The sequence below is a fragment of the Nonomuraea sp. NPDC049400 genome, from assembly GCF_044466425.1.
GTDB lineage: Bacteria > Actinomycetota > Actinomycetes > Streptosporangiales > Streptosporangiaceae > Nonomuraea.
In genome coordinates this window covers 203,895-224,525 of the sequence record NZ_JBITMP010000003.1, presented here as the reverse complement: position 1 = coordinate 224,525, position 20,631 = coordinate 203,895, and the positions used below count along the sequence as shown (strand labels likewise).

At 67.2% G+C, this 20,631-nt stretch carries 22 protein-coding genes and 1 pseudogene; 6 read left to right on the top strand and 17 right to left on the bottom strand.

The annotated features are described in order from the left end of the window. Positions 1–44 precede the first annotated feature (44 nt). Together ACIBVN_RS04975 and ACIBVN_RS04970 are read left to right on the top strand one after the other, a co-directional pair. Complete coding sequence (locus tag ACIBVN_RS04975; protein ID WP_397132781.1) at positions 45–1,484, top strand: aldehyde dehydrogenase family protein; 1,440 nt, start codon at positions 45–47, stop codon at positions 1,482–1,484. Between the two features lie 19 nt (positions 1,485–1,503). Beyond that, positions 1,504–2,379, top strand: coding sequence for a tetratricopeptide repeat protein (locus ACIBVN_RS04970; RefSeq protein WP_397132779.1), 876 nt, complete (start codon positions 1,504–1,506; stop codon positions 2,377–2,379). Positions 2,380–2,798: 419 nt separating this feature from the next. On the opposite strand, the gene ACIBVN_RS04965 is transcribed toward ACIBVN_RS04970, so the two are convergent. Next, complete coding sequence (locus ACIBVN_RS04965; protein ID WP_397132777.1) at positions 2,799–3,326, bottom strand: DinB family protein; 528 nt, start codon at positions 3,324–3,326, stop codon at positions 2,799–2,801. 73 nt (positions 3,327–3,399) lie between these two features. Here ACIBVN_RS04965 and ACIBVN_RS04960 point away from each other — a divergent pair, with 73 nt between their 5' ends. Then, positions 3,400–3,939: a TetR/AcrR family transcriptional regulator gene (locus ACIBVN_RS04960; protein WP_397132775.1), complete on the top strand. Its 540-nt coding sequence runs from the start codon at positions 3,400–3,402 to the stop codon at positions 3,937–3,939. Here ACIBVN_RS04960 and ACIBVN_RS04955 read toward each other — a convergent pair. Further along, positions 3,888–4,207: pseudogene (locus tag ACIBVN_RS04955) on the bottom strand (transposase family protein); the annotation flags it as partial. The gene ACIBVN_RS04960 and the pseudogene ACIBVN_RS04955 overlap by 52 nt on opposite strands. 253 nt (positions 4,208–4,460) lie before the next feature. On the opposite strand from ACIBVN_RS04955, the gene ACIBVN_RS04950 reads away from it, so the two are divergent. Beyond that, positions 4,461–4,586, top strand: coding sequence for a hypothetical protein (locus ACIBVN_RS04950; RefSeq protein ID WP_397132773.1), 126 nt, complete (start codon positions 4,461–4,463; stop codon positions 4,584–4,586). A 210-nt stretch (positions 4,587–4,796) separates the two neighbouring features. Here ACIBVN_RS04950 and ACIBVN_RS04945 read toward each other — a convergent pair whose 3' ends face one another. Then, a complete protein-coding gene (locus ACIBVN_RS04945; RefSeq protein WP_397132771.1) occupies positions 4,797–5,198 on the bottom strand; it encodes an NUDIX domain-containing protein in 402 nt (133 codons plus the stop codon). 505 nt (positions 5,199–5,703) lie between these two features. On the opposite strand from ACIBVN_RS04945, the gene ACIBVN_RS04940 reads away from it, so the two are divergent. Next, positions 5,704–6,354, top strand: a complete 651-nt coding sequence (locus tag ACIBVN_RS04940; protein ID WP_397132769.1) for an NADPH-dependent F420 reductase — start codon at positions 5,704–5,706, stop codon at positions 6,352–6,354. Positions 6,355–6,383: 29 nt separating this feature from the next. Here the strand turns inward: ACIBVN_RS04940 and rbsD are convergent, their stop codons facing one another. From rbsD to ACIBVN_RS04870, 14 genes are all read right to left on the bottom strand, one after another. Continuing rightward, on the bottom strand, positions 6,384–6,773 hold the full coding sequence (gene rbsD, locus ACIBVN_RS04935; RefSeq protein ID WP_397132767.1) for a D-ribose pyranase: 390 nt from the start codon (positions 6,771–6,773) through the stop codon (positions 6,384–6,386). Between the two features lie 310 nt (positions 6,774–7,083). After that, entirely contained in the window at positions 7,084–8,001 is a 918-nt protein-coding gene (locus tag ACIBVN_RS04930; protein ID WP_397132765.1) for a ribokinase, read from the bottom strand. A gap of 32 nt (positions 8,002–8,033) precedes the next feature. Beyond that, positions 8,034–8,990 (bottom strand): D-ribose ABC transporter substrate-binding protein, encoded by a 957-nt coding sequence (locus tag ACIBVN_RS04925; protein WP_397132763.1) that lies wholly within the window; start codon positions 8,988–8,990, stop codon positions 8,034–8,036. Positions 8,991–9,057: 67 nt separating this feature from the next. Then, a complete protein-coding gene (locus ACIBVN_RS04920; RefSeq protein ID WP_397132761.1) occupies positions 9,058–10,026 on the bottom strand; it encodes an ABC transporter permease in 969 nt (322 codons plus the stop codon). Next, complete coding sequence (locus ACIBVN_RS04915; RefSeq protein WP_397132759.1) at positions 10,010–11,536, bottom strand: sugar ABC transporter ATP-binding protein; 1,527 nt, start codon at positions 11,534–11,536, stop codon at positions 10,010–10,012. Before ACIBVN_RS04915 ends, ACIBVN_RS04920 begins: the two co-directional genes overlap by 17 nt. Further along, a complete protein-coding gene (locus tag ACIBVN_RS04910; protein ID WP_397132757.1) occupies positions 11,515–12,531 on the bottom strand; it encodes a LacI family DNA-binding transcriptional regulator in 1,017 nt (338 codons plus the stop codon). Before ACIBVN_RS04910 ends, ACIBVN_RS04915 begins: the two co-directional genes overlap by 22 nt. A gap of 163 nt (positions 12,532–12,694) precedes the next feature. Beyond that, the gene (locus ACIBVN_RS04905; protein WP_397133168.1) at positions 12,695–13,534 is read right to left on the bottom strand and encodes an alpha/beta fold hydrolase; all 840 of its coding nucleotides are present in this window, start codon (positions 13,532–13,534) and stop codon (positions 12,695–12,697) included. A gap of 175 nt (positions 13,535–13,709) precedes the next feature. Then, positions 13,710–14,210: a S26 family signal peptidase gene (locus ACIBVN_RS04900; RefSeq protein ID WP_397132755.1), complete on the bottom strand. Its 501-nt coding sequence runs from the start codon at positions 14,208–14,210 to the stop codon at positions 13,710–13,712. Continuing rightward, complete coding sequence (locus ACIBVN_RS04895) at positions 14,210–16,048, bottom strand: ABC transporter ATP-binding protein (RefSeq protein ID WP_397132753.1); 1,839 nt, start codon at positions 16,046–16,048, stop codon at positions 14,210–14,212. Before ACIBVN_RS04895 ends, ACIBVN_RS04900 begins: the two co-directional genes overlap by 1 nt. Positions 16,049–16,086: 38 nt before the next feature. After that, positions 16,087–16,632: a hypothetical protein gene (locus ACIBVN_RS04890; RefSeq protein ID WP_397132751.1), complete on the bottom strand. Its 546-nt coding sequence runs from the start codon at positions 16,630–16,632 to the stop codon at positions 16,087–16,089. A gap of 27 nt (positions 16,633–16,659) precedes the next feature. Beyond that, complete coding sequence (locus ACIBVN_RS04885; RefSeq protein ID WP_397132749.1) at positions 16,660–17,211, bottom strand: MauE/DoxX family redox-associated membrane protein; 552 nt, start codon at positions 17,209–17,211, stop codon at positions 16,660–16,662. 92 nt (positions 17,212–17,303) lie between these two features. Further along, on the bottom strand, positions 17,304–17,501 hold the full coding sequence (locus tag ACIBVN_RS04880; protein WP_397132747.1) for a hypothetical protein: 198 nt from the start codon (positions 17,499–17,501) through the stop codon (positions 17,304–17,306). Positions 17,502–17,922: 421 nt separating this feature from the next. Then, positions 17,923–18,852 (bottom strand): helix-turn-helix domain-containing protein, encoded by a 930-nt coding sequence (locus ACIBVN_RS04875; RefSeq protein WP_397132745.1) that lies wholly within the window; start codon positions 18,850–18,852, stop codon positions 17,923–17,925. 364 nt (positions 18,853–19,216) lie between these two features. Beyond that, a complete protein-coding gene (locus tag ACIBVN_RS04870; RefSeq protein WP_397132743.1) occupies positions 19,217–19,717 on the bottom strand; it encodes an RICIN domain-containing protein in 501 nt (166 codons plus the stop codon). A gap of 411 nt (positions 19,718–20,128) precedes the next feature. Here ACIBVN_RS04870 and ACIBVN_RS04865 point away from each other — a divergent pair, with 411 nt between their 5' ends. Continuing rightward, complete coding sequence (locus ACIBVN_RS04865) at positions 20,129–20,617, top strand: GNAT family N-acetyltransferase (RefSeq protein WP_397132741.1); 489 nt, start codon at positions 20,129–20,131, stop codon at positions 20,615–20,617. Positions 20,618–20,631: the final 14 nt, after the last annotated feature.

The following is a 20,631-nucleotide window of genomic DNA, read 5'->3' as shown; positions in this document are numbered from 1 at the left end:
ACCTTAGGTGTTCGAGACTGTCGAGCAAGCGTATGCTTGGGCGCGTGCCTGACTATCGCAATCTCATCGGCGGCGAACTGGTCCCCGCAAGCGACGGCAGAACCCTCGATTCGGTCAATCCGGCCACCGGGGAGGTGTGGGCGCGGATCCCGGCCGGCGGGCCCCGCGACGCCGAGGCGGCCGTGGCGGCGGCCCGCCGCGCCTTCCCCGCCTGGTCGGCGCTGCCCGCCCTGGCCAGAGCGGGCTACCTGCGCAAGGTGTCGGAGGTGTTCGCCGGGAACGCCGAGGAGCTGGCCAGGCTGGAGACGCGCGACAACGGCAGGATCCTGCGTGACACGCTGAAGAAGGACCTGCCGGGGATGGCGTACCTGTGGCAGCTGGCCGCCGGGCAGTGCCTCGACGCGGCCAAGGGCGACACGGTCATCCTGGGCCCCGACACGCTCGGGATGACGCGGCGGGAGCCGTACGGCGTGGCGGTCTGCATCATCCCGTGGAACTCCCCCATCTCGACCTTCTCCGCCAAGGCGGCGTACGCGTTGGCGGCCGGCAACACGGTGATCGTCAAACCGGCCGAGCAGGCGAGCGCGTCGGTGCTGCGGCTGGGCGAGCTGCTGGCGGAGGTGTTCCCGCCCGGGGTGCTCAACATCGTCAGCGGTCTGGGCGAGGAGGTCGGAGACGCGCTCGTACGGCACCGCGACGTGGCCAAGATCAGCCTCACCGGCTCCACGGCCACCGGCCAGGCGATCACCCGGGCGTCGGCGGACGCGCTCAAGCCGCTGACGTTCGAGCTCGGGGGCAAGTCGCCCAACATCGTCTTCCCCGACGCCGACCTGGACGCGGCCGCCCAGGGCGTCACCGTGAACTCGATCTACACCGGCAACGCCGGACAGGTGTGCGTGGCGGGCTCCCGCATCCTCATCCACCGCTCGATCTGGGACGAGATGCTCGGCCGCATCGAGCGCGTCTGCGCGGACCTCGTCCTGGACGACCCGCTGGACCTGCGGACGACCATGGGCCCGATCGTGTCGTCGGCGCAGTACGACCACGTGAAGTCGTACCTCGAGCTGGCGGAGAAGGAAGGGGCGAGCCTGGTATTCGGCGGCCGGACGGGGGCCGAGGTGGCGCCCGGCCTCCCGGGCGGCTACTGGGTCGCCCCCACGCTCTACACGACCACGGACAACTCGCTCCGGATCTGCCAGGAGGAGATCTTCGGCCCGGTGGCCGTGGCCATGCCGTTCTCCTCCGACGAGGAGGCCCTGGAGATCTCGAACGACTCCCGCTACGGCCTGGCGGCCGGCGTCTGGACGCGTGACCTGGGCCGGGCGCACCGGTTCGTGCGCGATCTCCAGAGCGGTACGGTGTGGGTGAACACGTTCCGCCAGATGCCGCCCGGGCTGCCGTTCGGCGGCGTCAAGGACAGCGGGTACGGGCACGATTCGGTCCTCGAGTACACCCGCGAAAAGGCAGCCATAATCCAGATTTAGTCAGATAGATTTACCCCTCATGAGCGAGGGGATCAAGGACCAGCCGGGCCTGTCGGAGGCAGCCGCCCAGTCCCGTGCGTCGGTGCTGCGCAGCCGCGCGGAGTCGTACATCGCCCTGTCCAGACACGACGCCGCGATCGCGGATCTGACGGAGTCGATCGCGCTGGCGCCCGACAACGCCCGCGCCTGGCGGCTGCGCGGCGAGAGCCACCGCGTCATCGAACGCTACGAGGCCGCGCTGGAGGATTTCGACGAGGCGCTCAGGCTGGAGCCGGACAGCGCGTACGCCCTGGGCTCGCGCGGCCAGACGTACGCCGCGATGGGCCGTTTGGAGGACGCCATGACGGACTTCGAACACGCCCTCACCCTCGCCCCCGACTCGCTGTGGATCCTGGAGGCGAAGGCCGACGCCCTGGTGGACCTGGACCGCCTTCACGAAGCCCTTGAGGAGCACGGGAAGATCATCGCCCTGAACGAGGAGCTGCCCTATTCCTGGGTGGCCCGCGGCGACCTGTACCAGCAAATGAACCTTTACCCCGAGGCCATCGACGACTACACGAAGGCGTTGGAGGTCAACCCGGAGTACGTACGCGCGCTGAGCCGTAGGGGCGAGGCGTTTCGCATGACGGACCGCTACGAGGAGGCGTTGGCAGACCTCAACCGCGCCCTGGAGCTGGACCCGGAGAACGACCGCGCCTATGGCAGCCGGGGCGCGGTGCTGAGCGAACTGGGCGACAATGAGGCGGCCCTGAACGATCTGAACAGGGCGATCGAGCTGGACCCCGAATACATTTGGGCGTTCCGGGTACGCGGGGAAATCCTCCAGGAGCTCAACCGCCACGAAGAAGCGGTCTCCGACTTCACCCAGGCCCTCCACCTGGAATTCGGCGACTGAACAGGAAATGGGTAGGTGGGCCGGGCTCCACCCACCCCTTGCCCGTCTGAGTGGTCATGCCCCTGACACCCGCCCCGAGCGGTGCTCGCTTTCGCTCGCGCGCCCTCCCAGGCGGGCTGACGCCCGCCCCCTGCTCGACCTCGCTCCGCTCGGACGCCTTCCTAAGACGCTTTCGCCCCTCCATGACCATCCACCCAGAGTGCAACCCTGACCGGCTGTCCGCGGAAAGCCGTATGGCAAGGACCACCACCCGAGACGGGGTCGGCTCGAGGGCGTTGTCGGGCCAGTGGAGCCGGCCTGCCCCGACTCCCGAGGGCAAAGGATTTCTACTTGAATGAAAAATCTTCCACCTGAGTAACAAACGAGAACGTCTGAACCACCCCTAAGGTGCGCAGTCCTCGGTCCCCGAATCGCTCACCTCACCCCGAAGCGGCCCGCAACAGGCGAAGCTGACCAATCTCAGTGACGTTCTTCATCAGCTCGGAATTCACCCAGGCGACCATATGGGCGACGGTGTGCTTGGAGTCCTTTGGCCATGGGAAGGCGGGGGCCGTGGCGTCCAAGTCGGCGTCGGTGAGGCGATCCAGCACCGCCAACCAGTCCTCACGGAGGCTGCGCAACCACTCGATGGCGGTCCTTCCATCACCTGGCCAAGCGATCTCGGCCCTCTCCCGCGGTGTCCGGCCCTGAGCGTGATCGATAGTCACGCTCCACCACCAGCCGATGTGCCAGCTCACCCAACCGATCGTGGGAACCGGGACGGGGTCGGGCTCGATCTCCGCCCAGTCAGGCGCCCAGGTCCCCTCGACGTCCGGACGCACAGTCCAGCAGCGGGAAGCGGGCTCCCACAGGAAGTCCGCGGGCTCCAGCCGCTCCAGATGGTAATCGAACAGCGACCAGGTGAAGTCGAACTGCCAGCGCAGCAGCTCGCATCGGGATACATGCATTGGTTGATCATGACAGAAATTACAGTCCATTGCAAAGAAATAGTCGACTTAAGATTTACAGTAGCCTCCACTTATGCAGGAAGGACTGCGGGAGCACAAGAAGCGGCAAACTCGGCAGCGTATCTCCGAGGTGGCCATCGGCCTGTTCGTGGAGCGCGCCTTCGAGAACGTGACGATCGCCGAGGTCGCGTCGGCCGCCGAGGTGTCGGTCAACACTGTCTACAACTACTTCGAGTCCAAGGAGGATCTTGTCGTGCCGCGGGAGGAGGCCTCCCCGCAGCGGCTGGCCGACATCGTGCGGCAGTGTCGGCCTGGGGAGTCCGCGGCGGGCGCGGTGCTCCTGCTGAGCGCATGTGCATCCGCAAAGGCGCAGCGTGGGGCTCTGCCGGAAAAGGACGGCACGATGCCCAGAAACAATAGCGCCGCCCGCCGCGAACAAGCCCGCGCTCTCGCGGCCGCCGAAGGAATCTCCTACACCCAAGCCCTCCGCCGCTTTGACGAGGCCCGAACCGCTGTCGGCGAGGCCGACGGCGAAGAGGCTGCCCCGGTAGTCCAGAAAAGATCGGCCTTGATCCGGTCGGGCTGGATCAGCGTGCCGTCCAGCACCAGGTAATGCAATCCGTCGCGCTTGGCCTTCCGTAACGCCTGCCCAGCTTGAGCGAGCGAGCCGGCAACAGCTTGACCGTCTCCTCCACATACCGCCACGCGGTCGCCGTGGACACTCCAAAGCCGGCGCCAAGTTCGGTATAGGTCTCGCCTTTGCGCACGTAGACCGGCATCAGCAGGGCCTGCTGACCGAGGTTCAGCCGCCGCCGGACCGATCTGATCGCCTAACGGTGGCGCCGGATCACTCCGGCGACGTCACCGGCGAACGCCGGCATCGCGATCGTGCTGTGACCAGGGCGCCCATCTGGGGGATTGGAAACGGTTCATTGACTGTCTGGGAGCAGACCGGCAAGACCACCGATCGTCACGATCTACGCCGTCACAGTCTCCCGGTAGGCCGGGCACCCCACGCCCCAACTCGCCGCACTGGTCCGCGGCCACTGGACGATCGAGGCGCTCCACCACATCCGCGGCGTCACCTACTGCGAAGATGCCACGAAGATCCGTAATGGTGCTACACCTCGGATCATGGCCGGCTTCCGGAGCCTGGCCATCGGGTTGGCGCGCCTGATCGGCTGGACCGACACCGCCGCCGCTGACCACTACCGCAGCCATCCCTCAGACAGTCTTCAGCTACTCGTTCTCGTGACGTGAGAACGCTTCAGCCCTGGGCGAAGACCACGTCATCGAAATCCGGCGGCACAAGAGCACCGTCAGCTCCAGAACCTGACACCAACCATCCCGCACCCACACTGATCACAAGCGACGATTTAACAGATCAGCAACGGAGCCTTGAAGGCAGGTGAGCAAGTCGACTCTGCAGGAGCACCACCCGAGATGGATGGGCTCGGGGGCGTTGTCGGGTCAGTGGAGCCGTCCTGCCCGGTGTAGCTCGTCGAAGACGATCTGATCCACGGCTGACACGCGATGACGGTCGGCGTAGGTCAACCAGGCGATCTCTTCGATCTCCTTGCTGGGCGTAGGTGTCCCGTGGTGATCGGCCGTGTAACAGGCCATCTTCACGATGACACCCGCGGCGTGGCCGTGTGCCTGTGCCTGGTAGGTCCCCAGGTGGGCGGCGGTGGCGGGGACGATGGCGACGGACAACTCCTCATCGATCTCGCGGACAAGGGTGTCGAGATCGGTCTCGCCGAGTTCGCGTTTGCCGCCCGGGAGGTAGTAGACGTCCTTACCGTACGATCGAGTGCTGAGGATCTTGCCGTCCTCCAGGTGAATCCATGCGATCTTGTCAATGTCGGCGGCCACCGCGATCTCCTGTCCGTATGAGGGCGGTACGTTACACCATTCCGGGCAGATCCCAGCTTTTGGTCGCTGCTCCTCAGGGCAACCAAGAGGGGAGCAACAATGCGAGGCTCGACACGAACGATGAGCGGCTGACCAGGTAAGCGCACCGCAGACCGTCATGCCGACGGAAGACCTGCGCCGGGCCAAGCTCCACGCCATCGCCCGGGCGGCACGCGAGAGCGGCGGATCCGCCTCGGCGTCGTCAGCCTCCGGGAGCGGTGGCGTGCGCGTCTGCAGGCCACAGGAATACCAGGCCGGCGGGCGACCCTGACGATGGAGGACCTTTCTGCTCCGGGCATGGGACCTGGCGTGTTCGACACCACCAGCCCCGGTAGCTCCCCCGGCGCGCTGCCTGCGAACGGCGGGCGGCCTCGCGCCGGGTGCGAGGTCCTACGACCAATGCTGTACGGCAGACCGGGCTGTGGCCGGAGGCGGCAGCGGGCGAGACCGCCGTAGCGTCAACGCCATGAAGATCGGAATTCTCGGAACGGGCAACGTAGGACGGGCACTGGCCGTCGGCTGGGCCGGTGCGGGTCATGACGTCGTCCTGGGCTCGCGGCGGTCGGACGACCTGGAATTGCGCGCGGAACTGGCGGCTGTGCTGGGAGAGGGCGTACCGGTCGTTGCCCCCTCCTCAGCCGTCGCGGGAGCGGAGGTAGTGGTCAACGCGACGCCCGGCACCGCATCCGTGCCGCTGCTCGCCGAGATAGGCGCCCCGGCCCTGGCGGGGAAGGTGCTGCTCGACGTGTCGGTCGGCTTCACGGAGGACGGCGCTCTCTCCCATCCCGGAGAGAGCCTGGGAGAGGAGATCCAGCGAACGTTTCCGGACACGATGGTCGTCAAGACGCTCTGTACCGTCGACGCACGGCTCATGGGCGCGCCTGACTCGTTGGAGGGCCCGAGCACGGTCTTCCTCTCGGGGGATGACGCCGAGGCCAAACGCACGGTCGGCGGGCTACTGAATGAGCTGGGCTGGCCCACGGAGTCGCTGCTCGATCTGGGAGGCATCACCACGGCTCGGGGCCAGGAGCATTACAGCTTGCTCTTTCTGGGGATCGCCGGCGCCATCGGCTCGTACGGTTTCGGGATACGGGTGGTTCCTCCGACCCGGGGCTAGGTGGCAGTCTTCAACTCTTCGCGTTGGCTTCAGAAGGCCACGCCGCAGCGCAGGATGACGTTGGCGTACGGCCGCGCCTCGCCGGTGCGCACCACCAGCTTGCTGGCGGAGGAGAGCTGCTTGAGCCGTTCGTGCGGCACGTACGCCAGCCCCGGCAGCCGCTCGCCGAGCAGCGCGTGACAGGCCGGGTTGGCCGCGCGGACCTCCTCGGCCGCCGTGGCGCCCTCGACGACGATCTCGGCGAGGATGCCGTCGAGCACGTCGGCGAACGACGGGATGCCCGCCACGAACGCCAGGTCGACCACCTGCGCGCCCGGCGGCAGCGGCATGCCGCTGTCGCAGATCAGCAGCTCGTCGGTGTGCCCGAGCCGGGCCAGGGCGCCCGCCAGGGCCGCGTTGATGACGCCGCCGCGCTTCACCGAATACCTCCGAGGATGCCCCGGCCTTCAGGCCGGGCAGGAATTGGACTCCTGCGGAGCAGGACAGGAACGGCTGATGCGCTCCCAGGGCGGATCAGCGTCCGGTAGAGTCGCGTCCGCGGGGTGCGAGAACCAAGCCTCCCCCGCGTGCTGATCGAGAACCAAGACAGCACATGCGTTTCCAAGCTTGCCGTACCAAACCGGGCAGGTTCCGTCCCGGCTGGTGTTGATGGAGTAAGACCTTGCTGGTCGCTGACCTGCAGGGCTTCCTGAGCCAGGAATCCCCCTGCTTCAGCAGCTGGGGGAGGGTTCAAAGGTCCTCCACTTCCGCCATCGTCGGGTACGAATCCTGGGCTCCCGGTCTGCGCACGGCCGCGGCGCCCACCCTGGCGGCGAACGCCGCGGCGTCCGCGAGCGGCTCGCCCGCGGCCAGGCGCCAGGCCAGCGCCCCGGCGAACGCGTCGCCGGCTCCGGTGGTGTCCACGGCCGTCACGCGGGGACTGGGCACCGCGTGTACGGCGCCGTCCTCGGCCACCACGGCCCCGTCGGCGCCCAGGGTGATGACGACCGAACGGGGGCCCAGTGCCAGCAGATTCTTGGCCTGCCGGTCCGGCTCGCCGGGCGCGCCGAGCAGCAGGGCCGCCTCGTGCTCGTTGACGACCAGCGGATCGCACAGCGCCAGCAGCTCGTCCGGCACCGGAGCGGCCGGCGACAGGTTGAGCACCGCGCGGCGGGCCAGCCGGGCCGCGGCGAGCACCGCCGGCAGCGGGATCTCCAGCTGCAGTGACACGACCGGAGCCGACCGCAGCAGCGGCGCCGCCTCCAGCACGTCCTCTTCGGTGAGCCGGGCGTTGGCGCCGGGGGCGACGATGATGCTGTTGTCGCCCTGCGGCCCGACGGCGATCATGGCGATGCCACTGGCGGCGGGCGTGTCGTGCAGGTGGCCGAGGTCCACGCCGTCGCGTTCGAGCGACTCGCGCAGCAGCCGCCCGTGCCCGTCGGCGCCGACCCGGCCGAGCAGCGCCACCCGCGCGCCGAGCCGGGCGGCGGCCACGGCCTGGTTGGCGCCCTTGCCTCCGGGGTGGACGGCCAGCTCCGAGCCGAGCACGGTCTCGCCCGGCGCGGGATGCCGTTCGACCTGGACGACCAGGTCGGCGTTGGCCGACCCCACCACCACGACATCGAACGGGTGGCGGGGCGGGCCGTCGTGTTCACCAACAGCACTCATGCCCCGGTGAACGTCGTGTTCACCCACAGCGCTCATGCCCCGGTGAACTCGGACAGGTTGTCCTTGGTGGCGACCTTCACCGGCACGTTGACGGTGGCCTGCAGCTGCTCGCCCTTGGCGGCCTTGACCGCGTTCTGCACGGCCTGCTGACCGAGCAGGGCCGGCTGCTGGGCGATGCTGGCCGCCAGCGTGCCGGCCTCGATCGCCTTGAGCCCGTCGGGGGTGCCGTCGAAGCCGGCCACCTTGACCTCCTTGCCGGCCTTGGCGCCAAGCGCCTTGATCGCGCCGAGCGCCATCTCGTCGTTCTCGGCGAACACGCCGGTGATGCCGGGGTGAGACTGCAGCAGGTTCGTCATGACGTCCAGGCCCTTGGCGCGGTCGAAGTCAGCCGGCTGCTGGGCGACGACCTTGATGTTGGGGAACGCCTTGATGCCCTCGGTGAAGCCCTGGCCGCGGTCGCGCGAGGCCGAGGTGCCGGGCACGCCCTGGAGAACGACGACCTCGCCCTTCTCGCCGATTTCCTTGGCGAGCTGCTCCGCGGCCAGCTTGCCGCCGGCCACGTTGTCAGAGGCGACGGTCTGGGCGATCTTGGCCCCGTTGACGCCGCGGTCCACGGCGATCATGGGGATGCTGGAACGTTCCGCGATCTTGACTGCCGGCGCGGCCGCGTCGGAGTCGACCGGGTTGATGATGATCGCCTTCATGTTCTGGCTGGTGAAGTTCTGCACCTGGTTGACCTGCTGGGAGGCGTCGTTCTGCGCGTCGGTGACGGTCAGCGTGACGCCCAGCTTCTTGGCCTCGGCCTCGGCGCCGTTGCGCAGCTGCACGAAGTAGGGGTTGTTCAGGGTGGAGATCGACAGGCCGATCTTGATGTCGCCGCCGGAGGCGGCTCCCGTCGAGCCGGAGGAGGAGGACGTGCCGGAGGAGCCGCAGGCGGTCAGGCCGAGGGTCAGTGCGGCGCCCGCCGCGATGAGGGCGTGGATGCGCATGGGGGAGGAACCTCGCTACTTCTTACTGGGGGTTTTACTGGGGGTTTTACTGGGGGTTGCGGTGATGTCAGCGGCCGCTTCGGCGGCGCAGCGTGTCGAGGAGGACGGCCAGGGCGATCACCACGCCGATGACCACCTGCTGCCAGAAGGCCGACACCGACAGCAGGTTCAACCCGTTGCGCAGCACGGCCAGGATGAGTGCGCCGACCAGCGTGCCGAGCGCCTTGCCCTTGCCGCCCGACAGGCTCGCCCCGCCGATGACCACGGCGGCGATCGCGTCCAGCTCGTAGCCGGAGGCGGCCTGCGGCTGGGCCGAGGCGAGCCGGCTGGCCAGGACGATGCCGGCCACGGCGGCGAACGCGCCGGACAGGGCGTAGGTGACAAGCTTCTGCCTGCTGACGGCGATGCCGGACAGCCGGGCGGCCTCCTCGTTGCCGCCGATGGCGTACATCGCCCGGCCGGAGTAGGTGCGGTTGAGCAGGACGGCGGCGACCACGCCCATGAGCGCCATCACCAGCACGGGCACCGGCAGGTAGCCGCCGACGGTGTCGCCGAGGTGGGAGACCGCCTCCGGCATCTCGATGGGGCTGCCCTGGGAGACCACCAGGGCCAGTCCGCGCGCCACGCCCAGCATGGCCAGCGTGGCGATGAACGGGGGCAGCTTGCCGTACGCGATGAGCGCGGCGTTGACCAGGCCGCACCCGACGCCGACGGCGAGCGCGACGAGCGTGGCCAGCGGCCACGGCAGCCCGGTGTCGGCGGCCGTCCAGGCCAGCGCGATCGCCGACAGGGCGGCCACGGCGCCGACGGACAGGTCGATCCCGCCGGTGATGATGACGAACGTCGAGCCGAACGCGAGGATCGCGGTGACCGCCGCTTGGACGCCCACGTTGAGCAGGTTCGTGACGGTCAGGAAGTCGCCGGACAACAACGACAGCGCCACGACGAGCACGACGAGCGCCGCGAGCGAGCCGTTCTCGGCCAGCAGGTTCCTGGCCGGCGGCCGTCCGGCCAGCACGTTAGTGGACACGGGCATCCTCCACCTCGGTGACGGCCAGCGCCATCACGGAGTCCTGGTTCGCCTCGGCGGCCTCCAGCTCGCCGACGAGCCTGCCTCTGGCCATGACGAGGATGCGGTCACTCATCCCGAGGATCTCGGGCAGATCACTGGAGATCATGAGGACCGCGTGGCCGGAGGCGGTGAGCGAATTGATCAACTGGTAGATCTCGACCTTGGCGCCGACGTCGATGCCGCGCGTTGGCTCGTCGAGAATGAGCACGTTGGCGTCGGCGAGCAGCCACTTGCCGATCACGATCTTCTGCTGGTTCCCGCCCGACAGGGTGCGCACCTCCTGGCCGAGGTGGCTCATCCGCACGCCGAGCTGTGCGGCCACCCGTGCTGCGGCCTCGCGCTGCCCGGCCCGGTCGACGAATCCGCCGCGGCTGGCGCCGCGCAGGGTGACCAGGCCCAGGTTCTCGGCGATGTCGGCGCCGAGGACGAGTCCCTGACCCTTGCGGTCCTCGGGGACCAGGCCGAGCCCGGCCTCCATGGCGGCGCGCACGTCGCCGCCGGGCAGCCGCCGGCCGCGCACCAGCACCTCGCCCGAGTCGTGGGGGTCGGCGCCGAACACCGCCCGGGCCACCTCGGTGCGGCCCGCGCCGACCAGCCCAGCCAGGCCGACGACCTCGCCGGCGCGCACCTCGAACGACACGCCGGAGAACGCGCCGTCCCGGCTCAGGTCGCGTACCTGCAGCAGCGGCTCGCCGGCCCCGGCGGCCTCGCGCGGGTACTGCTGGTCGATGGGCCGGCCCACCATGAGCCGGACCAGCTCCTCCTCGGGCGTGCCTGCCGGCACCTGCGCCACGGAGCGGCCGTCGCGCAGCACGGTCACCCGGTCGCCGATCTGGGCGATCTCCTCCAGGTGGTGGGTGATGAACACGACCGCGACGCCCCGCTCGCGCAGCTGTCCTACCAGGTCGAACAGGCGCCGCACCTCGCTGGTGGTGAGCACGGCGGTGGGCTCGTCCATGATGAGTACGCGGGCGTTCAGCGCGAGCGCCTTGGCGATCTCGACCATCTGCATCTGCGCGATGCCGAGGTCGGCGACGCGGGTGCGCGGGTCGACGTCGATGCCCACCAGGTCGAGCATGCCGCGGGCCTGCTCGTGCATGCGCCGCGTGTCGACGAACCCGAAGCGGCGAGGCGGCCGGCCCAGGGCGAGGTTCTCGCCCACGGTCAGCTGGGGGACCAGGTTGAACTCCTGGTAGATCGTCGCGATGCCGAGCCGCTGGGCGTCGGCGGCGGTCCTGATGGCGACCGGCTCGCCGTCGACGAGGATGCGGCCGCTGTCGGGCTGGTAGGCGCCGGACAACATCTTGATGAGCGTGCTCTTGCCGGCGCCGTTCTCGCCGAGCAGGACGTGCACCTCACCCTCGCGCAGGTCCAGGTCGACACCGTCGAGCGCGACCACGCCGGGGAACCTCTTGCCGAGTCCCTCCACGCGCAGGATCTCCCGTGCCTGGCTCACGAGCCGTCCTCCTTCCATGTGCCTGACTCTCCGCACGACTCGCGCACCACGAGCGTCGCGGGCAGCACCACCGACTCGGCGGCCCGGCCGCTCAGCACGTCGAGGATCACCCGGACCGCGCGCCTGCCCAGCTCAGCGGTGGGCTGGCTGATCGCGGTGATGCGTGGATGGACGTGGTTGAACCACGGCACGTCGTCGAACGAGGCCAGCGCGACGTCGCCGGGGATGTTCAGGCCGCGCTCGCGGACCTCATCGAGCGCGCCCAGAGCCATGAGGTTGTCGCCCAGGAAGATCGCCTGCGGCGGTTCGGGCAGGTCGAGGAGTTCGGCGGTGATCCGCTGGCCGCTGACGGCGCGGAAGTCGCCGACGCGCACGTACGTTTCCGGAACCTCCAGGCCGTGCTCGGCCGCCGCCCGCAGGAAGGCCTCGGTCCGCTCGCGCCCGGTGGACAGGGTGCTCGGCCCGGACACGAACGCGATCCGCCGGTGCCCGAGGGCGCGCAGATGGGCGACCAGCTCGGCGATGGCGGTGCTGCCGTCGGCCCGCACCGACGGCACCTCCACGCCGCTGAGCGTCCGGTCGAGGAAGACCAGCGGCCGCTCCCCCAGGCTGACCTCCTCCACCAGGGGCGTCACCTCGGCGGTAGGGCAGATCAGCAGCCCGTCGACCCGCTGTTCCAGCAGGGTGCGCACGTAGTGGTCCTGCTGGTCGGCACGCTCGTCGGCGTTACCGATGATCACGGTGTAGCCGGCCTCGCGGGCCTCGTCCTCCACGGCCCGCGCCAGCTCGGCGAAGAACGGGTTGAGGATGTCGCCGATGATCAGTCCGAGTGTCCTGGTGGCCTCGGTGCGCAGGGACCGGGCGACGGCGTTGGGCCGGTAGTTCAGCGCGGCCATCGCGTCGTGGACCCGGCTGCGCGTCTCCTCGGTGACGGAGGGGTTGTTGTTGAGCACCCGGGAGACGGTCGCGACGGAGACGCCCGCCTGCGCGGCGACATCTTTGATACGAGCCACCTGACCTCCATGTAATCGGTTACATGAGGGTATGTAATCGGTTACATGATTAGAACCGGCAAACAATGTGATTCAGGTCACATTTTGCGGGCGGGGCCGGCCACCGCGTACGCAGCCTGCGCCGCACCGGGACGTCGCCCGACCTGCCGCGCGACGGGGTTGATCAGACGTGCGCACGGAGCCAGTCGAGCGCCGTCGAGGCAGAGCGGAGGACCGAGATGTGGCCGTCGTCGGGGAACGTCCGTAGCTCTGCCGAAGGGCAGTGCCGGGCCAGCCACCTGCCGTGTGAGCTGGGTATGACGCGGTCCTGGTCGCCGTGCATGAGCAGCGTCGGCGCCGTGATCTGCGCGGGGTCGCATCCCCACGGGTTCACGTATGCGAGGTCGTCGTCGATCGGCCCGCTCTGACCACCCTCCAGCGCCGGGCCGACGACACTGCCGAACCAGGACCAGTCGCCCTCCAAGGCGGCGTGATCAACCGGGGCGAACATCTCCGGGTCGAACTCGGCCGACGCCTCGTACCGCTCCTTCGCCGCGCGGCCCTCGACGGCGGCGCGCAGTGACGCCTGGCCGGAGGTGTACATGCCCGCGAACCAGTCAAGGCCCTCCGCGCCGTACGGAGCCGGCCCGGACACGCTGACGACGGCCAGCACGCGCTCCTGGAGCAGGGCGCCGCAGGCCAGGGCGTGTGAGCCGCCGCCGGAGTGGCCCATGACCGCGAACCGGTCGATGCCCAGCGCATCGGCGACCCGGGACACGTAGCCGGCCGCCGACGCCAGGTCCCTCCCCAGCGAAGGTGTGGAGCCGCCATACCCGGGCCTGTCGTACGACACCCACCGGATGCCGAGCCGCTCGGAGACGGGGAGGAGCGGCTCCGGCGGCGTGCCGATGTTCGGCGTGCCGTGGTGCCAGAAGACGGCCGGCCGATCAGGGGCATCGTCCGGGCCGGTGTCGTAGACGTGCAGCGTACGGTCGTCGCCGAGGTCGAGATCGAACTCCTTCATCACGCCGCGAGCCTAACCATCGTGACTGACAACTCACCATGTACGACATCCCGGGCGTCTTCCATCACATCCGACCACACCCCCAAAGGGCTGCTGCGCAGCGACGACCCACGCGCTGCCACCAGATGACCAGCCCCACGCCGACGACGCCCGGCCTCTAGGGTGAGGGCTTGGACTACGCCGCGTGGTGAAGTGGTACGTATTTTCTTATAGCGACTCCAACAACCTCTTCCGCAGATACGAACCCGTAGTGCCGAGAATCTGTGGATGCAGAGGGATTTTCGCCAAGTACGACTATTTTGCCGGGTGGTACAACGTCGGCATTCCCGCAAGCGTGAACAACCTCCTTGGGGATGGTGTCACCGGGGATGGCCACGGCCCGCTTCGCCATCAGTCGAGGCGCACTTGGCAGGAAGTCCGGCACGCCGGCTTTGCTCGTGGGCGGTGGCGCATCCATGGACAGCATCAGGCCCGTCGTGACGGCGAAAACCACGACGTCGCCTCTTCTCACTTTTTCCACTGCACCGCGCCGCACAAGGATCCGGTCACCGTCCTGCAATGCGGGAATCATGCTCGTTCCATGGATCGCTATCGCGAGATAACGACTACGCACCCAACAGTATCCCCCGACGAGTACGGCAGCCACCGCCGTCGCCGTGAGCACCACAGCATTCATCAGAGAATCCCTGGAAAGGCGAGATCCGCAGATGACCGGCGATCCGCGGAAGCAACATATCCTCCGGCCTGCAACGCGAACAGGCGCCGGTAAACCCCATCGATGTCGAGAAGCTCGGCATGACTGCCCTCTTCTGCGACCACACCATCGCTGATGACGACGATGCGGTCGGCGTCCCGGACCGTCCCCAGCCGGTGCGAGATGAGCACGCTTGTCCTCCCTTTCCGTATCTGGTTGAGTCGGCTATGCATATCGTGCTCGGCCTCGGCGTCCAAGCCCGAACTCGGCTCGTCCAGAATCATCAGATCTCTATCCGCTCGCAGGAAAGCCCGGGCAAGCGCCACCCGCTGCCACTGCCCGCCGGACAGAATGACACCTGCCTGTACGTCCCCGTCCGTGAGGTCATTGAAGAAGCTCCGGGTCAGCAAGGTCTCATAGCCGAAGGGCAGGTTCATCATGTGATCATGTACGCCGGCTTGACGGGCCGCCGATTCCAGGCGCTCGGGATGGTCCAACGCGGACAGGTCGCCGACCGCGATGTTGTCCCCGGCGGTGAACTCATACGACATGAAATCTTGGAACACCACGCCCAGGCGATCACGTAGATCGCGGGCCGGGACCGTGCTGATGTCGACCCCGTCCCAGTGGATGCTCCCGCGAGTGGGTTCGTAGAAGCGGCACAGGAGCTTGACTATCGTGCTCTTCCCGGCGCCGTTCTTCCCGACCAGGGCGGTCGCCTGCCCCGCTGGAATGAACAGGCTCATGCCTTGCAATATCCAAGGGTGGTCATCGCTGTAGCGGAACCAAACATCCCGGAACTCGACACCTTGCTGCAGAGTCGAGATGGAATGCCCCTCCTGAGGCTCCGGGGATTTGGTGGCCTCCTCGAGGATGCCGACGTAATGAGCGAAGAGAAGAAACTGCTGGTGCGAATTGGCAGCCCCGCCGACGATCCCGTTGATGCCCGCCTGGATGCTGGCGACGGAGGCAATGAATATGGAGATGTCGCCGATACTGACCGCGCCTCCGTAAGCGCTTGTCATCACCCACATCAACCCGCCGCCGGAGACCAGCGTCGCCAGCAAGGCCAGCACTCCTTGCAGGATGAGGTCTTGGCGATCCATTTCCCGGCGAGCTGAATTGGCCGCTTCGAGCTCGTGCCTCATCCTCCCGCGCAAGAACGCGCCGAGCCCGAACAGCCGGATCTCCTTGGCCGCCGCCACGCTGCTGAGCAGCTGGCGGTAGAAGAATTGCCTCCGGTCCACAGGGCCGATCTTCCACAACATCGCGGCTCGCTGGCGCGAGAGCCGCAACTCGATGATGAGTGCAGGAATCGCGGAGACCAGCACGATCACGGTGAACCAGGGGTTGATCACTGCAAGCGAACCTGCGAAGCCGAGCACAGAAATGCTCTGCCGGCCCACTTGAGTCGCCTGATCAACGAGGTTGCCCGGCATGGCCGCGCTCTGCTGGGCGAGCCGCAGCCGATCCAGGAAGTCCGGATTCTCGAATTCCGACAAGCCGGTCAGCCGGTCGAGCGCGGCGAACAGTTCTTCGTTCGCTCGAAGACCCGCCCGGCGGTCGATCTCGCTCCGCAGGTAGTACCCCACCTGGGGGAACAGTGCCCCCAGCATTCCCGCCACCGCAAGACCTGCGGCCAGCCCCACGAGGATGGCCAGCGGGCCAGGCGAGACCAGTTCGTCGAGTGCCAGCTTCGTGAACCAGGCGACCACGACCGGTGCCACCGCCGACAGCAGGGCAGTCATCAGAAAGACGACGATGTGAAGGGGCGCAGCCCGCCAGATCAGGCTTGCCATATGGCGGGCGACCAGGAGCATCGATCGTTTTTCTGAAGGCCGTGCGGACTCATGCATGTTCAACGCGCCGAAGCTTTGAACAGGGCATGGAAATCTTCACCGGCCGCGGTGATGATCCCTTCGGGATCGAGCGTGAGATACACCGGGAACTTTCGCACCCGGAAGGACTTGGTGACATGAAGCTGGAAAGTGTCCGACACCACCTGAGCCACAGGGTTGAGTGCGGCTATCATGTCCGCCTTGTCCGCGTCATGGCCGTTCACAAAGGCAAATATATTCTCCCGCCTCCCATTCTTGGCCCAGTTTATGATATCCGGGATACGATCATGACAGGAGTCACAGCTCGCGTCGAGAAAGATAACGGTTCCACCGAAAACACGCCGATGGTCGATGATGGCACCGTCAACGGTTTCTGCGGTGAATTCGTCGATCAACTCGCCGATGCCGGGAATGGGGCTGGGGAGTCGCCATTGCGGATCATTGCGCACGGACATGTCGCGGATTCGGCTGTCCTGTTCGCGAAGTCGGCGAATTACGCCCAGCATCAGCAGAAGATTGAACAGCGACAACAGGGAGACAACCGCTGTTATCGAGATGTGTGTCACGCCTGGCTCACCTTCAGGTATGCATGGCTATAGACGGGCCCTAGGTTTGAAAAGATCGACCAGGTCGTCGAACCGGATGAGGACAAGGGCTGTGACCAGTGCCGCGAGGACTGGTACGAGCAGTGCTTGGGGCGAGGCGGTTACGGGTCGCCCGGCGCCCAGCACAAGGCCCGTGATCGCCGCGACAGACAAGATGCCGTTGCGAACCAGGTGCGGCACGCCCAGTGGAGTTGTCGACCGTCCGAAACACGCGCATGACATACGCACCCCACGGTGTATGGCGGCGGCGATTGCGCAGCTGAACATCAGCAGCGCCACCAGAGCGGTCCCGAAGCCCAGACGGGCGAGGGACGGGATGGCGAGGGCAAATGGAACAGCGAGTTCCATCGATATCACGGCGAAACCCGTGGCCTTTGTCGCCGATCGCGTCGCCCACGGCTGGCCGGCAAATATCCGCAGCAGCCTCCGAATGACGCCGAAGAATTCTACTGCAGCTGCGCGGCTTGTGATCTTACTTGCGGCCGACAGGAGAAACACCACACCGATCAGGCCGCGGCAGGCAATACTCACGTGGTCCATGTCGTCATCCGTTACCCTGCGTTTCGTCGATTTTCTGACGGCACGGTCGGCTCCCCGAGCTTCCTTGGGGAGCCGACCGTGCCATCTCTGGGTCAGCAGCTACCGCAGCCTTCGCGGTACATGAACTCCCAGCCGGAGCCGCAGTTCCGGTAATGGCAGACCGCATAGGCACGGGAGCCGGCGCATCGGTCCTCGCAGGGCTCCCAGTAGACGCATCCGGCATCGGCGGACGCCTTCGGCGCCACAAACGAGAGCATCCTGTCGCTGATACGCTCGATGAGTAGAGTCATCTCGCCTCCTTGAAGTGGCCAGGGAGTATGCCTGGCAGAATGTTTCTTACGCATGACATGGCTCTGGAAATGGTTGTGTGTTTGGCTCGCCGAGGCTCAGGGTTCGCGCCTTTGAATACCGCGGATTGCGCTGATAGTGCACCATGACCTACGGACGGCCCCATCCTCAATGCGGTGATCTTGTCAGATGAACTGCTGCCGCTCGGGGTCATAGTGGCCGGGGCTCGGCGATGTCGAACGCGAACGGCATTGCCATGAGGTCCCCTTCTGTGTGGTCGGAAGTGCTCGCTTTCGCCATCATCGCCGCTGTCACCGCAGGGTTCATTGGCCAGGCGCGCATCGTCGATGGTCTGTTTGCGCAGCAGGCTTGCCGGGCTGTAAGGCGGACAGGAGACGCGGGCGCGGCGGGCTGGCAGCGGCTTTACCGTGGGGCCCGCGATGACCGGGATGCGGTGAGATGCGTGTCCCGGTAGTGCCCGGGAGGGCTGCCGAAGGTTCGGGTGAACACCTTGGAGAAATGCCCGGCATCCGTGAAGCCCCAGCGGGCTCCGATCGTCGCCACTGGCTCCTGCACTCGGGCGGGGTCGAGCAGGTCGACCCGGCAGCGTTCCAGCCGTCGGCGGCGGATCCAGCCTGCAACCGAGTGGCCCTCGCTTTCCAACAGTGCCTGCAGCCCGCGCAGGGAGATGTGGTGCGCGGCGGCCACCTTGGCGGGGGTCAACGAGGGATCGGCGAGTCGATGCTCGATGTGAGCGTAGATGCGGGTCAGCAAGGCGTTGCGGGTGGTGTCCGCCGGCGGGCTCTGCTCATGGTCGAGCCGGCGGGCCAGAAACACCGTCAGCAGGTCCACGATGGTGGCGGTCACCCGGGCGACATCAGATGCTTCCAGCTCATCGACGTGCACGGCGAGTTCGCGCATCATGCGGCAGATGAGCGCGCCTGCCCCGGAGCGACCGGAGAAGGCCGTCGCCAGAAGCTGAGCGCTTTGTTCAGCGGAGAAGGGAAGCAATGAGTGCGGAATGAGCATCGCGACGAGGTCGTTCTGTTCATCCAGGAATGACCATCGGCCGGGACGAGTGAAGTCGATCAGTACGAAGTTGCCGGGCTTCACCACCGCCTGGCGGCCGGCTTGCTCGGTGACCAGTGTGCCGCGAGTCATCAAGTCGATTTTGTAGAGTTCGCCCTCGGCCTGCCCGTCAAGTATGTCGGTGAGGCGCACATGGCTTTCCGGCGCGCTGAGTTCGACCAGATGAGCCGCGCCCAGACTGGCTGTGCGCAGCTGCGCCTGAAAAAGGGAATCGGGGCAGGAGCCGAAGCGAAGGCAGAGCTCTGTGACCGTTCGTCCCTTCATGGTCCTCCATCGGCGGGTTTGGACAACCTGTCATTGACGATCAGTGGCATGGCACCAGCCAGAGCAAGATCATGATGTGGCGGACCACCTCATCGGCCAGCGCTCGACGCGCCGGGCTCTGGCACGGTGCCCAGTCGAGGCACAGGCCGACCTCGATGAGCTGCACCGCGACGTGCTGAGCTTGCCCCTGGCCCCGGTCTGCCTGCCCTTCGAGCTCGAGGAGGTGGTGATGGCTCCCGAGAACCACCGCAGGTGTGGGCGAAGAGGCGCTTGCTGCGGGCACTCAGGGGAACGGCGGCGCTTGTCGTGGTGTCTTCTCCCCGTACGCCATTGACGGTGAGGCGGCCGCCCAGTGCGGAAACAGTCATCGCTGGAGCCATGCCTGCTCGGAGGTGATCTTGCAAGGCCACTGGATCGCCTTCTTGCCCTTGCGCTTCTCGCCGCTCCCGATGGCGAGGCACATGTCGGTGGCCAGGTTCTGGAGCCGATGCAGTTTCCTCTCGTTGTAGACCCACTGCTGCGCCAGTCCGCCGTCCGTGCAGGGCCACTGGATCGCGACCTTGCCCTTCTTCTTCACGCCGCGCCCGATGGCCAGGCACAGCCCGGTCTTGGCGTTCACGAGCCGGTGGTCGGGCCGGAGAATCCAGCGCTGCTCCTTGCCTCCGTTACAGGGCCACTGGATCACCGGCTTGGCCGCCTTCACCTCTCCCCGGCCCACGGCCAGACACATGCCGGTCGCGCCGTTGACGTACGCCCGGCCAGGCCCGGCGGAGGCCACGGCGGCTTGTGCCGAGGTGGTGGGCGGCAGCGACAGCACGGTCAGGGCGGTCATGACCACGGCGGCGGTCTTGGAGCTCGTACGCATGGATGTCCTTTCTCAAGGGGTCGATCAAGAGGGGATGGGATCACGAGACCGGTCGCGCTCATCAGCAGGCCGCTGAATCTGATCTGCCAGCAGGCCGGCGCGGGTCGCGCGTGCGTGTGCCGGCGTGGTTGGCAGCCGCAAGCGGTCCCGTGACCGCTTGCCCCCGAGGGCTGTGGCACCAGGATCGTGGCGACAAGATTGTTCGGCACCCCCCGATCAGGCAGGCAAACAATGCTTTTCTCGGCGAATCGCTCGTGTGGGCGCACGGGCAGGCCTGCAACACACGAGAACGGGCGAGGCGCGATCAAACGGTTGACGTGATCGGTGAGCGCGTCTGAACCGTCTTCGTCGTCCAGCGCTGTGACCGGAGACGATCATCGGTTGCTGGACTGAGAGCAGTATTCTCATCCGGTGATTGATCACGGGATTCTCGACGGAACTGGCCGGCGCGTCACGCTGCGGGAGGTAGACGAAGAGAACTGGCGTGCAGTCGCTGACGTCGCGCCTCTTGACGAGCAGCGACGTTATGTCCCCGCCATGGCAGCCCGCTATCTGTTGCTGTCGATGCGTGAAGACAGCTGGAACTCGCTGGCGGTCTACGCCGACGACACGGTCGTTGGACACGTCATGTGGGGGGTGGACGAGGACGGCTCGCACTGGATCGGGGGAATGATGATCGATGGCTCAGAGCAGGGCAAGGGCCTCGGCCGCGCCCTCCTGCGCACCATGACAGCCTGGTTGGCGGCGCAGGAGGGCTGTTGGACGATCCGGCTGGCATATCAGCCGGACAACATCGTTGCTGGACGGCTCTACGAGTCGCTGGGTTTCGTGCCGACGGGAGCAGTTGACGGCGAGGAGGTCATCGCGGAGCTGGCACCAAGCCGGCTTGGTGATCGCTGAGAGATGACAGGGAC